Below are 13,435 nucleotides of genomic sequence, written 5' to 3' on the forward strand. Positions count from 1 at the left end.
GCCGTGAGCCTTTCGTTCACGGAATGCAGCCCCGGTGATGCCACAATCGATGGACCACCAAGGAATCACCCGGTATGGCCACTCGCAACCGTATGCCGCCCTGGCATGAGATCTTCAAGGCTCCCAGCGGCCACGAGCTGCTGATCCGCCCCATCCGCCCGGAAGATGGCGCACCGCTGCAAGCGGCGTTCAGCCTGTTCGGGCCGGAAGAAATCCGTGATCGTTTCCTGCAGGCGGTGACCGAACTGTCGCCGGAAACCACCCAGCGCCTGACCCACCCCAATCCAAAGACCGAGATCACCCTGGTCGCTGCCGAATCCCTGCCGGCTGGCGAAGCGGTGGTCGGCGCGGTCGCCCGGGCTTCGATCATCCCCGGTACCCGCGAAGCCGAGTACGCGATCCTGATCAGCCGCTTCCTGATCGGCCAGGGCCTGGGCCGGCAGCTGATGCGCAAGCTGGTGAAGTGGGGCCGCGGCAAGTACCTGGACCGCCTGTACGGCGACGTTGCCGCCGAGAACGAGCCGATGAAGCAGCTGGCCGCCTCGCTGGGCTTCAAGCCGGTGCCGCACCCGACTGGCGCCGAAGGCCTGGTGCGGATGGTGCTGGAGCTGGACAACTGAAGGTAGCGCCGGGCCATGCCCGGCGACATTGATTCAACCGCTGCGCTCGCCGGGCTTGGCCCGGCGCTACCCCGCTCACGTCACGATCATGGGCCCGGCGGGGGCTTCTGCTAAAATCCGGGGTCCATGTCGCGTACCTCATACCCCGCCCCGCCGCTGCCGCGTGCCGGCCAGCTCCGCGCCTGGTGGCGCGCCCCCGCCTCGCCGACCGCCCTGGCCTGGTACCTGGCCCAGGCCGCGCGTGCGCACGACGCTCCGCTGCTGGTGATCGCCCGTGACAACCACGGCGCCAACCAGCTCGAAGCCGACCTGCACACCCTGCTCGGCGGCAACCCGGCCCTGCCGGTGGTCGCCTTCCCGGACTGGGAAACCCTGCCCTACGACCGCTTCAGCCCGCATCCGGACATCATCTCGCAGCGTTTGTCCGCCCTGCACCGCCTGCCCACGCTGAAGCGCGGCCTGGTGATCGTGCCGGTGCAGACCCTGCTGCAGCAGCTGGCCCCGCGCAGCTACGTGATCGGTGGCAGCTTCGACCTGAAGGTCGGCCAGCGCCTGGACCTGGAAACGGAGAAGCGCCGCCTGGAAAGCGCCGGCTACCGCAACGTGCCGCAGGTGATGGATCCGGGTGATTTTGCGGTGCGCGGCGGCCTGCTCGACGTGTTCCCGATGGGCGCCGACGAGCCGCTGCGGGTGGAACTGCTGGACGAGGACATCGATTCGATCCGCGCCTTCGACCCGGAAAGCCAGCGCTCGCTGGACAAGGTCGAAGCGGTGCACATGCTGCCCGGCCGCGAAGTCCCGATGGACGAGGCCAGCATCGCCCGCGTGCTGGCCACGCTGCGCGAGCGCTTCGATGTCGATACCCGGCGCAGCGCGCTGTACCAGGACCTGAAGTCCGGGCTGGCCCCGGCCGGCGTCGAGTACTACCTGCCGCTGTTCTTCGAACGCACCGCAACCCTGTTCGACTACCTGCCCGACGGCAGCCTGCCGGTGGTCTGCGCCGGCACTGGCGAAGCCGCCGAAGCGTTCTGGGCGCAGACCGGTGAGCGCTACGAACAGCGCCGCCACGACGTCGAACGGCCGCTGCTGCCGCCGTCGGCGCTGTACCTGTCGCCGGAGCTGCTGCGCGAGCGCCTGAACGATGTACCGCGCATCGAGGTGTGGGCTGCTGACCACGCACGCATCGCCGACGCGCACCCGTTGGGCGACCAGCCGTTGCCGCCGTTGCCGGTGGCGGCGCGCGACGCACCGGCCGGCGACGCACTGAAATCCTTCCTCGGCCACTACCCGGGCCGCGTGCTGATCGCCGCCGATTCGCCCGGCCGTCGTGAAGCCCTGCTGGAAGTGCTGCAGGCCGCCGAGCTGAAACCACCGGTGGTGGCCGACCTGCCCGCGTTCCTCGCCGACGATGCGCGCTTCGCGATCGCCGTGGCGCCGCTGGAGGATGGCTTCGCGCTGGACGATCCGCGCATTGCGGTGCTGACCGAACGCCAGCTGTTCCCCGAGCGCGCCGGCAGCACCCGCCGTACGCGCCGTGCCGGCCGCGAGCCGGAAGCGATCATCCGCGATCTCGGCGAGCTGACCGAGGGCGCGCCGATCGTGCACGAGGACCATGGCGTCGGCCGCTACCGGGGCCTGATCGCGATGGACGTCGGCGGCATGCCCGGCGAGTTCCTCGAAATCGAATATGCCAAGGGCGACCGCCTGTATGTACCGGTCGCCCAGCTGCACCTGATCAGCCGCTACTCGGGCGCCTCCGCGGAAACCGCGCCGCTGCATTCGCTGGGTGGCGAGCAGTGGAGCAAGGCCAAGCGCAAGGCCGCCGAGAAGGTGCGCGACGTGGCTGCCGAACTGCTGGAGATCCAGGCCCGCCGCCAGGCGCGTGCCGGCCTTGCACTGCAGGTGGACCGCGCGATGTATGAGCCGTTCGCGGCCGGCTTCCCGTTCGAGGAAACGCCAGACCAGCTGGCCGCGATCGACGCCACCCTGCGCGACCTCGCCAGCAGCCAGCCGATGGACCGTGTGGTCTGCGGCGACGTCGGCTTCGGCAAGACCGAGGTGGCGGTGCGCGCGGCATTTGCCGCTGCCAGCGCCGGCAAGCAGGTGGCGGTGCTGGTGCCGACCACGCTGCTGGCCGAACAGCATTACCGCAACTTCCGCGACCGCTTCGCCGATTACCCGCTGAAGGTCGAGGTGCTGTCGCGCTTCAAGACCACCAAGGAAATCAAGGCCGAACTGGAGAAGGTTGCCGCCGGCACCATCGACGTCATCGTCGGTACCCACCGCCTGCTGCAGCCGGACGTGAAGTTCAAGGACCTGGGCATGGTCATCGTCGATGAGGAACAGCGCTTCGGCGTGCGCCAGAAGGAAGCGCTGAAGGCGCTGCGCGCCAACGTGCACCTGCTGACCCTGACCGCCACGCCTATCCCGCGCACCTTGAACATGGCCATGGCCGGCCTGCGTGACCTGTCGATCATCGCCACGCCGCCGCCGAACCGGCTGGCGGTGCAGACCTTCATCACCCAGTGGGACAACGCACTGCTGCGCGAAGCCTTCCAGCGCGAGCTGGCGCGCGGTGGCCAGCTGTACTTCCTTCACAACGACGTGGAAAGCATCGGCCGCATGCAGCGCGAGCTGTCCGAGCTGGTGCCGGAAGCGCGCATCGGCATCGCCCACGGGCAGATGCCCGAGCGTGAGCTGGAAAAGGTGATGCTGGATTTCCAGAAGCAGCGCTTCAACGTGCTGCTGTCGACCACGATCATCGAGTCGGGCATCGACATCCCCAACGCCAACACCATCATCATCAACCGCGCCGACCGCTTCGGCCTGGCCCAGCTGCACCAGCTGCGCGGCCGCGTCGGCCGTTCGCACCATCGCGCCTATGCCTACCTGGTGGCGCCGGACCGTCGATCGATCACCCCGGACGCCGAGAAGCGCCTGGAAGCGATCGCCTCGATGGACGAGCTCGGCGCCGGCTTCACCCTGGCCACGCACGATCTGGAGATCCGCGGTGCCGGTGAACTGCTCGGCGAGGACCAGAGCGGGCAGATGGCCGAGGTCGGCTTCAGCCTGTACACCGAGCTGCTGGAGCGCGCGGTGCGCAGCATCAAGCAGGGCAAGCTGCCCGACCTGGATGCCGGCGAAGAAGTGCGTGGCGCCGAGGTCGAGCTGCATGTGCCGGCGCTGATTCCGGAAGATTACCTGCCGGACGTGCACACCCGCCTGACCCTGTACAAGCGCATTTCCAGCGCGCGCGACAGCGACGCGCTGCGCGAGCTGCAGGTGGAAATGATCGACCGCTTCGGCCTGCTGCCGGATGCGGCCAAGCACCTGTTCGCCATCGCCGAGCTGAAGCTCAAGGCCAATACGCTGGGCATCCGCAAGCTCGACCTGGGCGAGAACGGTGGCCGCATCGTGTTCGAATCCAAGCCGAACATCGACCCGATGGTGGTGATCCAGCTGATCCAGAAACAACCGAACCTGTACGCCATGGAAGGGCCCGACAAGCTGCGCATCAAGCACCCGCTGCCGTTGCCGGAAGACCGCTTCAATGCGGCCCGCGCCCTTCTGACCACCCTCGCCCCGGGTTGATCGCCCCCGAATACCCCGCACCGGTCCCCACCCGGTGCGGGCGGATGACCATGTTTCCTGACGCCGTACCCGCCCCCGACCTGCTGCACGCGCAGGCCTGCCTGATCGATGCCCTTTCGATGTCGCTGCAGATGCGCGATGCCTACACCCGCCACCACTGTGACCGCGTCGGCCTGCTCGCGCATCGCCTGGCCGCGCACTGCGATCTTGACGACGACGGCTGCGCGCAGATCGGCCTGGCCGCGCGCTTCCATGACATCGGCAAGATCGGAATTCCCGACGATGTGCTGCTGGCACCGCGCCGGCATACCGATGAGGAGCGCGCGATCATGCGCGAGCATCCGGTACGCGGCGAACACATCTTCCTGGCCACCGGCCGCAGCGACGCGGCGCCGGTTGCGCGGCTGATCCGCGCCCATCACGAGGCCTTCGATGGCAGCGGCTATCCCGACGGCCTGCGAGGCGAGAGCATTCCGCTGGGCTCACGCATCGTCACCGTTGCGGATGCCTACGATGCAATGACCAGCGCGCGCCCGTATCGCGATGCGATGGAGCATGAAACCGCATTGCGGATCATCGAAGCGCAGTCCGGCGGGCTGGTGGATCCCTACGTGCTGCAGCGCTTCCATCGCATGCTGGCGCGGGAGCCCGAGCTGGCATGAGATGCCAACCCGGCATGGCCCGGCACTACCGGCCGTGAAAAACAAAAGGCCCGGCATTCGCCGGGCCTTTCGCACCACGCATCACGTGCGATCGATTACCAGATCACCACGCGCTTGTCGTCTGCACGCACCATCGCATCGCCCGCCTTGCATTGGAATGCAGCGGCATAGGACGGCATGTTCGACGGCGCACCGTTGGCACGGAAGTTGGCCGGGGCGTGCGGGTCGGTGTTCAGGCGGACGCGCAGCTCACCGTCGGTGAAGTTGCGGCGCCACACGGTGGCCCAGTTCATGAAGAAGCGCTGGTCCTGGCTGTGGCCATCAACTTCGACGTTCGCCTTCGGGTCTTCCTTCAGCGCCATCTGCAGCGCGTCGTAGGCTACGGTCAGGCCGCCCAGGTCGCCGATGTTCTCGCCCAGGGTCAGCTTGCCCTTCACGAACACGCCCGGCACCGCCTCATAGCCGTCGAACTGCGCGACCAGCTGGTCGGTACGCTCGGTAAAGGCCTTGCGGTCGGCGTCGGTCCACCAGTTGTCGAAGTTGCCGTTGGCGGCGAACTGGCTGCCCGAGTCGTCGTAGCCGTGCATCATTTCGTGGCCGATGACCGCACCGATGCCGCCGTAGTTCAGCGCCGGATCGGCCTTGGCGTCGAAGAACGGCGCCTGCAGGATGGCGGCCGGGAACACGATCTCGTTCTTGGTGGCGTTGTAGTACGCGTTGACGGTCTGCGGGGTCATGCCCCACTCGGTCTTGTCCACCGGCTTGCCGATCTTGTCCAGCATGTAGCGGTAATTGAACGCGCGCGCGGCCTGCATGTTGCCCAGGTAGCTGTCGCCGTTGGTCTGCAGGCCGGTCCACTCACGCCACTTGTCCGGATAACCGATCTTCGGGGTGAAGCTGGCCCACTTCTCCAGTGCCTTCTTCTTGGTTTCTTCGCCCATCCACGGCAGCTGCTCCAGGCGCGCCTTCAGCGCCTGCGACAGGTTTTCCACCAGATGCTGCATGGCCACCTTGGATTCGGCAGGGAACACGGCGTCGACATACAGCTGGCCCAGGGCTTCACCCATGCCACCGTTGACCGACTCCAGCACGCGCTTCCAGCGCGGCTGCATTTCCTTCTGGCCACGCAGGGTGGTGCCGTAGAAATCGAAATTGGCCTTCTCGAACTGGCTGCTCAGGTACGGCGAAGCATCGTCGATGGTGTGGAAGCGCAGGTAGGCCTGCCAGGTGCTGGCCGGCACGTCGGCCAGCATCTTGTCCATTTCACCGAAGAAGCCCGGCTGGGCCAGCGAGAACTTCTGCGCGGCCGGCACCTTCAGGGTGTCGAACAGCGCGGTCCAGCTGAAGTTCGGGGTCAGCTTGTCGGCGTCGGCGGCGCTGAGCGGGTTGTAGCGCTTGGCAGGGTCACGCATTTCGATGCGCGACATCGAGGCCTTGGCCAGGCGGGTTTCAAAGGCCATCACGGCCTTGGCCTGCTCGGCGGCCTGTGCCGCGTCCACGCCGGACAGGGTCAGCACCTGTGCGATGTAAGCCACGTAGGCGTCTCGGATATTGGCCTGCGCGTCGTCGAAGTAGTAGCCCTTCTCCGGCAGGCCGAGGCCACCCTGGCCCACGTAGGCGATGACGTTGGCCGAATCCTTGTAGTCGGCATTGGCGAACAGCGAGAACAGCACGCCCTTGCCCTCGGCCTGGCTGTCGCGCAGGTACTGGGTGATGGCGGCGGTGTCGTTCAGTGCAGTGATCTTGTCCAGCTGCGGCTGCAGCGGCGCCAGGCCGGCGGCTTCGATCTTGGCTTCGTCGTTACCGGTCTTCCAGATGTCACCGATCTTGGCTTCCACCGAACCGGCCTTGGCCTGGCTGGCGGCGGCCTGCTGCACCAGCGCGTGCTGCACTTCCAGCGAGCGCTCGCGCAGGATCTCGAAGCTGCCCCAGGTGGTCTGGTCGCCCGGCACCGGGTTGGCCTTCAGCCACTTGCTGTTGACGAAGCCATTGAGGTCGGTACAGGCCGAAATGGCCGGATCCAGGTCGGCGCTGTTGAGCGAGATCAGCGGGGTCTTGATCTGCGACTGGTCGAAGGCCGGCTTGGCGTCGGCGTTGGCAGCCGGCGCGGATTCATTCTTGCCACAGGCGGCCAGCGAGGCAGCAATGGCGATGGTCAGGCCCAGCGGGGCCAGGTTGCGGAAGTTCATGAGGCTCTCCTGCGGGTAATTTCACAGGGTAGCCGGGAAGGCCCAGCGCGGGGACCGGCCAAAGGTCACAGGACGCCTCTCTGTAGAGTCGAACCATGCTCGACTGCTCTCCGTTCCGGTTTCATGCCACTTGTGGCAAGAGGCCCAAAAAGCAGTCGAGCATGGCTCGACTCTACAAAAACAAGAAGGCCGGCTTGCGCCGGCCTTCTGCCTTACTTCGCCTTGCCCTGGTTGGCCACGGCTTCGGCGGCCTTGCGCGCCGCTTCCGGGTCGCCCAGGTAGCGGAACGACTTCACCGTCAGATCGTCGTTCAGTTCGAACAGCAGCGGAATTCCGGTCGGGATGTTCAGCTCGAGGATTTCCTCGCGCGAGACGTTGTTGAGGTACTTGTACAGCGCGCGCAGCGAGTTGCCGTGGGCGGTGACCAGCACGGTCTTGCCGTCCTTCAGCTGCGGCGCGATGGCGTCATGCCAGTACGGCAGCACGCGGTCCAGGGTGGTGGCCAGCGATTCGGTGCCCGGCAACGCGTTGCGATCGAGGCCGGCATAGCGGCGGTCATGGATCGGGTGGCCCGGATCTTCCAGGTCCATGGCCGGCGGCGGGATGTCGTACGACCGGCGCCACACCTTGACCTGGTCCTCGCCGTGCTTGGCGGCGGTCTCGGCCTTGTCCAGGCCCTGCAGGCCGCCGTAGTGGCGCTCGTTGAGCCGCCAGGACTTGTTCACCGGCAGCCAGTCCTGCTCCAGCTCGGCCAGCGCACCCTGCAGGGTGTGGATGGCGCGCTTCAGCACGGAGGTGTGGGCGACGTCGAACTGCAGGCCTTCCTCGCGCATCAGGCGACCGGCGGCGGCCGCTTCCCGGCGCCCCTGCTCGGTCAGGTCGACATCGACCCAGCCGGTGAAGCGGTTGTCCAGGTTCCACTGGCTCTGGCCATGGCGCAACAGTACGAGTTTACGGGTCACTGCAGGGTCTCCAACGCGAGGAAAGGCAGGCCACCATTGTAGCCCCGGGCGCCGCTCACCGGGCCGTGGCGTTGCCCATGCCATGCTGTGGCCAATGAATACGGTGATCGACCCCGGACGCTGGGAAGGCAGCGTCGCCACTGCCCGCGCGCAGCAGACCCAGCTTGCCAGCCGCGTGGAGCGCAAGGACCGGTTGCCCCGCGATGTGCGCTGGCTGGCCGGGCTGGATGTCGGCTTCGAAGACAACGGCGCCACCACCCGCGCCGCAGCGGTGCTGCTGGACGCGAATACGCTGCAGCCCGTGGCGCAGGAGATCGCGCGGATTCCAACGGTGATGCCGTACATCCCCGGCCTGCTCAGCTTCCGCGAACTGCCAGCGTTGTTGGCCGCGCTGACGCTGCTGCCGCGCACGCCGGACCTGGTGTTCGTCGACGGCCACGGCATCAGCCATCCACGCCGGTTGGGCGTGGCCGCGCACCTGGGCGTGGTCACCGACCTGCCCAGCATCGGCGTCGCAAAGTCGAAACTGGTGGGCCGGTTCATCGAGCCGGGCGCCGAGGCCGGCGCGCATGCGCCACTGCGGGATGGCGATGAACAACTGGGCTGGGTGCTGCGCAGCAAGGTGCGCTGCAAGCCGCTGTTCGTGGCCGGCGGCCATCGGGTCAGTGCCGATACCGCGCTGGACTGGGTGCAGCGCACCCTGCGCGGTTACCGGCTGCCGGAGCCGACCCGGCTGGCGGACCGGCTGGCCTCGCGACGGGACGAATAGCTGCGCCGGGCCTCTCCCGGCGCGCGCGTCATCTTCGATCAGCGATGCACGTGGCCGCGATGCCCTTGTGCGTCTTCGCCGTGGTCATGACCTTCATGGCCCTCGTGCTCGCCGCCCTTGGCCGGCGCCGGTTCACCGCAGGCCTCGCCGCAGTGGTCGGCCTCGATCTGCAGCGTCACGTGCTCGATGCCGAAATCATCGTGCAGGCGCGCGCCCAGCTCACGGCGCAGCGCATCGGCATCGGTGCCGTCGCGCATCACGACATGCGCGGTCAGCGCTGGCGTGCTGGAGGCCAGCGCCCACACGTGCAGGTCATGCACGTCCAGCACCGCGGCATGCCCGGACAGGCTGTCGCGCACCTTGGCCACGTCCATGCCCTTGGGCACGCCTTCCAGCAGCACGTTGATCGCCTCGCGCATCAGCACCCAGGTGCGCGGCAGCACCCACAGGCCGATCAGCACGGCCAGGATCGGATCGATCGGCTTCCAGCCGGTGAACTGGATCAGCAACGCACCGGCGATCACTGCCACCGAGCCGAGCATGTCCGCCCACACTTCCAGGTAGGCGCCCTTCACGTTGAGGCTCTCGCCACTGCCGGCCTGCAGCAGGCGCATCGAGATCAGGTTGATGACCAGGCCCGCAGCCGCGATCACCAGCATGCCGGTGGAGGCGATCTCCTGCGGCTTGCTGAAGCGCCCGACGGCTTCCCACAGGATGTAGCCGGCAACCACGAACAGCATCGCGCCGTTGATCATCGCGCCCAGTGCTTCCAGGCGCGCGTAGCCATAGGTGCGGCGCGCATCCGGCGGGCGCCGGCTCAGCCGCACCGCGATCAGCGCGATCATCAGCGCCAATGCGTCGGTGGCCATGTGGGCCGCATCGGACAACAGCGCCAGGCTGTTGGTCCAGAACGCGCCCACCACCTCGACGACGAGGAAGGTGGAGGTCAGGCCGAGCGCCCACCACAAGGGCTTCTCGTGGCGGATCTCGGACGGCAGGTGGTCGTGGTCGTGGCCCATGGCAACAGCTCCTTTGCGATGGAGGCAGGCTACGCTGGCGACCGTGGGGAAACTATCACGGTGTTTATAACATTGCAGAATCCACGGCGCCGGTCGCTGAAGGTTGCGCCTGCGCCGGGCCACACTATGATGGCCGTAGCCCCTCTGGACGGGGAACGGGCGGCCAGATCGCTTCGGCGTTGCTGCCCGCAATGGACACCCAAGCACAAGGAATCTGGAACATGTGGACTACCAAGACCCCCTGGGTCGCCGTCGCTGTGGCCTGCGCGCTGGGTATGGCCGCAGGCGCCTCGGCCAAGACCTGCCAACAGAACTTCCAGGCGGTAGGCGATCCCCGCAATGGCCAGTTCTTCACCTCCGAAGTCACCCTTCCCGGCCTGAAGCCCCGCAGTGCCCTGGGCCAGCTCCGCAAGGCAGCGCTTGATGAGGGCAACAACTTCGTCAGCGGTGATGTCATCACCGAGACCGAAGGCCAGATGTACGTGCTGCAGACCGACACGAAGATGCCGCTGGTCAGCATCATCACCGCCTCCAATGGCGGCAACGTGGTGGTCGGCACCAAGCTGTCCCGCGGACAGACCGCCAAGGAAGAGGACGCACGCAGCGCGCTGTGCGGCTGGCTGGACAAGCTCAAGACCGGCCCCGAAGGCGAGGCGATCGCCGAAGCCGTACGTGTCTCCAGCGGCTTCGACAAGCCGATCCAGGCCACCGCGGTCGGCATGTCCACCGAAATGGGCAAGGACGCCAAGCGGCTGCAGCGGGAAATCAACACCGCACCGCTCAGGGCACTGTTCTCCGGCACCAGTACCCCGCCGGATACCGATGCGATGTACCAGCCGTTGCTCGTCAAGTATTTCGGCCGTCGTTTCATCATTGACGGCCAGGTCTACACCGCCCAGCCCAACCGCTTCGCCAAGACCTTCGAGGTGGGCTATCTGGTCACCAAGATGAAAGGCATCGGTGGCATCGGCGGGCGCCAGTCGAACGAAGACAACAACGCCAACTTCACCGTGCACTGTGCGCTTGCGCCGGACCAGATGGCACTGGGCGCTACCCTGCGCGAGAACGACTGGGTGAAACTGGAAGGCGTGGTCGACAAGATGGACACCGGTGGCGTCCACCTGCGCGATTGCCGGCAGGTGAAGTAGCCTTCAGGCTGCGCCGGGGAACGCCCCGGCGCAGGTCTCATCGGGTCAGAACCCGAAGCGCAGGCTGGCCCAGTACGCGCGGCCCGGCTCGTTATAGGTCGCCGCACCAGCATCACTGCTGTTGGCCTCGCGGAACAGGCGCTTGTCGGCCAGGTTGTTCACACCGAAACCGAAGCTGACCGTGTCGGTCACCTTGTAGCGCGCGCTCACGCCCCAGATGTTGTAGGCGCCACGGTCCTGCAGCGCCACCGACGGATCGCACGTGCCGGTGCAGCGCGGGTCGTTGTTGATGTTGGTGGTAGCCGGTTCCTGCTTGCCGTAGAACGTACCGGTCAGCAGCAGCGACAGCTTGTCGGTGGCCTGCCAGTCGAGCATGGTGTTGATCGTGTACTTCGGGATCACCGACAACGGCTGGCGCGTGGTCTTGTTCTCGTTCTCCACCATGTAGGTGAAGTTGTTGCTCCACTTCAGGCGGTTGCCTTGCTCGCCCAGCAGCGGGATCACCAGGTTGCCTTCCAGCCCCTGCACGATCGCCTTCGGCGCGTTCTCCCAGCGGAAGATGCGGCCCTTGGTGTCGGCGGTCAGCCCGATCTGGGTGTAGCCGGCCTGGATCTTGTCCTTGTAGTCGTTGTGGAAGTAGGTCAACGACGCCTGCCAGCCGCTCTGCGGTGCCCACTCGATGCCCAGCTCCTTGTTCAGGCTGGTTTCTGCCTTCAGGTCCGCGTTGCCGCGCATGTAGCAACCGGCGCCCAGGCTCGGCAGCGCATTGGGGCAGCCGTTGCCGCGGGTGTAGTACAGATAGTCCGGATTGGACTGGTACAGGTTCGGTGCCTTGAACGCACGTGCGACACCGCCCTTCACCACCCAGTCGCTGTTGATGCGGAACTGCGCGTTGAGGCTGGGGCTGGTGTTGTTGCCGAACTGGCTGTGGTGGTCGAAACGCAGGCCCGGGGTAACGATCCAGCGCTCACCGAGGTAGATGTTGTCTTCGACGAACACGGCGGTGGTCTGCGCATCGGACTTGCCGCGCGCGCGATCGGCCGACAGGCCCGGGAAGCCGCCGCCGCTGGTGCTGGACTGGCTCATCGAGTACGGGTCGGTCAGGCGGCTGTCCAGGTATTCAAAGCCCAGCGTCCAGATGTTCTCGGCGCCGCCCAGCGTGGTCGGGAAGCTCACTTCGCCATCCAGCTGGTAGTTGCGCAGGCGCGAAGTCGACCAGTCGGTGCCGTTGAAGCTGCCTTCCGGGCCACCGGCCAGGCCTTCATTGATGCGTGAGTTGTTCACCGCCTCCACCGCAGCGGTCACCCGCGAGGTCACATCGCCCCAACGGCCACGATGGGTGACTGCGCCGGTGTTGCGGTACATGCGGTTGGTTTCCGCCTTGCCGTCGGCCAGCGCAGCCAGATCGATGCCGGTCGAAGTACCCGTGGTGCTGACCGCGCGGTCGCCGGCGTAGATGTTGCCCTGGCGGCTGGTGCCGGCTTCGATCTCGACCACCTGGTTGGCGGTCACGTCCCAGCGCAGCAGCGCGTTGACATCACGATTCTTGACGCCCTCACGACCGGCCGGTGGCACCGCGTTCGGATTGGTGGCGTACTGGCGGTTGAGATCCAGCGAATCGGCGTCGGTCTTGTTGAGGTTGCCGTACAGGCGGAACGACAGCGTGTCGGTCATCGGCCCGCTCAGCTGCAGGCCGACGCGCTCGCTGCCGCCCTCGGCGCTGTGCTCGGGCACCAGGCCGTACATGTCGACCGCGCCGGTCAGATCACCGGTCGGGCGCTTGGTGATGATGTTGACCACGCCACCGGAAGCACCGGAGCCGTAGCGTGCCGCCGCCGGACCGCGCAGCACTTCGATGCGCTCGATCATCTCCGCCGGCACCCAGTTGGTATCGCCACGGGTATTGCGCTCGCCGCTGCGGCCCATGCGTACTGCATCGCGGGCACCGATGCGCTTGCCATCGACCAGGATCAGGGTGTTTTCCGGGCCCATGCCACGCAGATCGATCTGGCGGTTGTTGCCGTACTGGCCCGAGGCGCTGTTGCCGGTCAGGTTGACGCCCGGCATGGTGCGCAGCAGTTCGGCGATATCGTTGGCCGGCGGGCGCCTGGCGATGTCCTCGGCGGTGATGGTCGAGGTGCCCAGCGCCTGGCGCGCGATCTGCGAGGCGGTGACATGCACCGTGTCGATATCGGTGGCGTCGGTTTCGGCATGGGCGGTCAGGGCACCGCCCGCCAACAGGGCGGCAACGGCGAGCGCCAGCGGGCGCGGCGAAAGGACAACGGCAGGGGACATGGTCTGAACCTTCTGGCAGGGCAACGGGGCCTCTGGCAAAGGGCTTGAGGCAACGACGAGGGGGAGGCGCGGAACGTTGCTGCAGGCACCTGCACCCCGCTCCGTGCGCGCATTCTCCCATCAATGCGATTGATTCTCAAATGCGTTCACTCATTGCCGCAGCGGCCCCGATGTGGTTTG

The 13,435-nt window shown here is 66.8% G+C and carries 9 protein-coding genes; 5 read left to right on the plus strand and 4 right to left on the minus strand.

Annotated features, from left to right (window positions below; translation table 11 throughout):
* The first annotated feature begins 74 nt into the window (after positions 1-74).
* The 3 genes from AASM09_RS15900 (at position 75) to AASM09_RS15910 (ending at position 4,873) form a co-directional block, all read left to right on the plus strand.
* Positions 75-620, plus strand: a complete 546-nt coding sequence (locus AASM09_RS15900; protein ID WP_004150340.1) for a GNAT family N-acetyltransferase — start codon at positions 75-77, stop codon at positions 618-620.
* 126 nt (positions 621-746) lie between these two features.
* Positions 747-4,211: a transcription-repair coupling factor gene (gene mfd, locus AASM09_RS15905; protein ID WP_100443646.1), complete on the plus strand. Its 3,465-nt coding sequence runs from the start codon at positions 747-749 to the stop codon at positions 4,209-4,211.
* Positions 4,212-4,255: 44 nt separating this feature from the next.
* Complete coding sequence (locus AASM09_RS15910) at positions 4,256-4,873, plus strand: HD-GYP domain-containing protein (RefSeq protein ID WP_049429601.1); 618 nt, start codon at positions 4,256-4,258, stop codon at positions 4,871-4,873.
* A gap of 95 nt (positions 4,874-4,968) precedes the next feature.
* Here the strand turns inward: AASM09_RS15910 and AASM09_RS15915 are convergent, their stop codons facing one another.
* Both AASM09_RS15915 and gpmA read right to left on the minus strand, forming a co-directional pair.
* The gene (locus tag AASM09_RS15915) at positions 4,969-7,062 is read right to left on the minus strand and encodes a M13 family metallopeptidase (protein WP_049429600.1); all 2,094 of its coding nucleotides are present in this window, start codon (positions 7,060-7,062) and stop codon (positions 4,969-4,971) included.
* Between the two features lie 212 nt (positions 7,063-7,274).
* Complete coding sequence (gpmA, locus tag AASM09_RS15920; RefSeq protein ID WP_004150217.1) at positions 7,275-8,024, minus strand: 2,3-diphosphoglycerate-dependent phosphoglycerate mutase; 750 nt, start codon at positions 8,022-8,024, stop codon at positions 7,275-7,277.
* Positions 8,025-8,118: 94 nt separating this feature from the next.
* Here gpmA and nfi point away from each other — a divergent pair, with 94 nt between their 5' ends.
* The gene (gene nfi, locus AASM09_RS15925; protein WP_049429599.1) at positions 8,119-8,793 is read left to right on the plus strand and encodes a deoxyribonuclease V; all 675 of its coding nucleotides are present in this window, start codon (positions 8,119-8,121) and stop codon (positions 8,791-8,793) included.
* 38 nt (positions 8,794-8,831) lie between these two features.
* On the opposite strand, the gene AASM09_RS15930 is transcribed toward nfi, so the two are convergent.
* Positions 8,832-9,812 carry a cation diffusion facilitator family transporter gene (locus AASM09_RS15930; RefSeq protein WP_049429598.1) on the minus strand — a complete coding sequence of 327 codons (981 nt, stop codon included), beginning with the start codon at positions 9,810-9,812 and terminating at the stop codon, positions 8,832-8,834.
* Positions 9,813-10,033: 221 nt separating this feature from the next.
* Here AASM09_RS15930 and AASM09_RS15935 point away from each other — a divergent pair, with 221 nt between their 5' ends.
* Complete coding sequence (locus AASM09_RS15935; protein ID WP_049429597.1) at positions 10,034-10,960, plus strand: hypothetical protein; 927 nt, start codon at positions 10,034-10,036, stop codon at positions 10,958-10,960.
* A gap of 45 nt (positions 10,961-11,005) precedes the next feature.
* On the opposite strand, the gene AASM09_RS15940 is transcribed toward AASM09_RS15935, so the two are convergent.
* Positions 11,006-13,255, minus strand: coding sequence for a TonB-dependent siderophore receptor (locus tag AASM09_RS15940; RefSeq protein ID WP_049429596.1), 2,250 nt, complete (start codon positions 13,253-13,255; stop codon positions 11,006-11,008).
* Between the last annotated feature and the right edge of the window lie 180 nt (positions 13,256-13,435).

Origin of the sequence: Stenotrophomonas maltophilia (assembly GCF_039555535.1) — a bacterium.
GTDB lineage: Bacteria > Pseudomonadota > Gammaproteobacteria > Xanthomonadales > Xanthomonadaceae > Stenotrophomonas > Stenotrophomonas maltophilia_Q.

Coding starts and splice junctions, on each gene's coding strand:
- AASM09_RS15930 (WP_049429598.1), bottom strand. CDS start 9,812: ATGGGCCACGACCACGACCACCTGCCGTCCGAGATCCGCCACGAGAAG.
- AASM09_RS15915 (WP_049429600.1), bottom strand. CDS start 7,062: ATGAACTTCCGCAACCTGGCCCCGCTGGGCCTGACCATCGCCATTGCT.
- AASM09_RS15935 (WP_049429597.1), top strand. CDS start 10,034: ATGTGGACTACCAAGACCCCCTGGGTCGCCGTCGCTGTGGCCTGCGCG.
- nfi (WP_049429599.1), top strand. CDS start 8,119: ATGAATACGGTGATCGACCCCGGACGCTGGGAAGGCAGCGTCGCCACT.
- AASM09_RS15940 (WP_049429596.1), bottom strand. CDS start 13,255: ATGTCCCCTGCCGTTGTCCTTTCGCCGCGCCCGCTGGCGCTCGCCGTT.
- mfd (WP_100443646.1), top strand. CDS start 747: ATGTCGCGTACCTCATACCCCGCCCCGCCGCTGCCGCGTGCCGGCCAG.
- AASM09_RS15910 (WP_049429601.1), top strand. CDS start 4,256: ATGACCATGTTTCCTGACGCCGTACCCGCCCCCGACCTGCTGCACGCG.
- AASM09_RS15900 (WP_004150340.1), top strand. CDS start 75: ATGGCCACTCGCAACCGTATGCCGCCCTGGCATGAGATCTTCAAGGCT.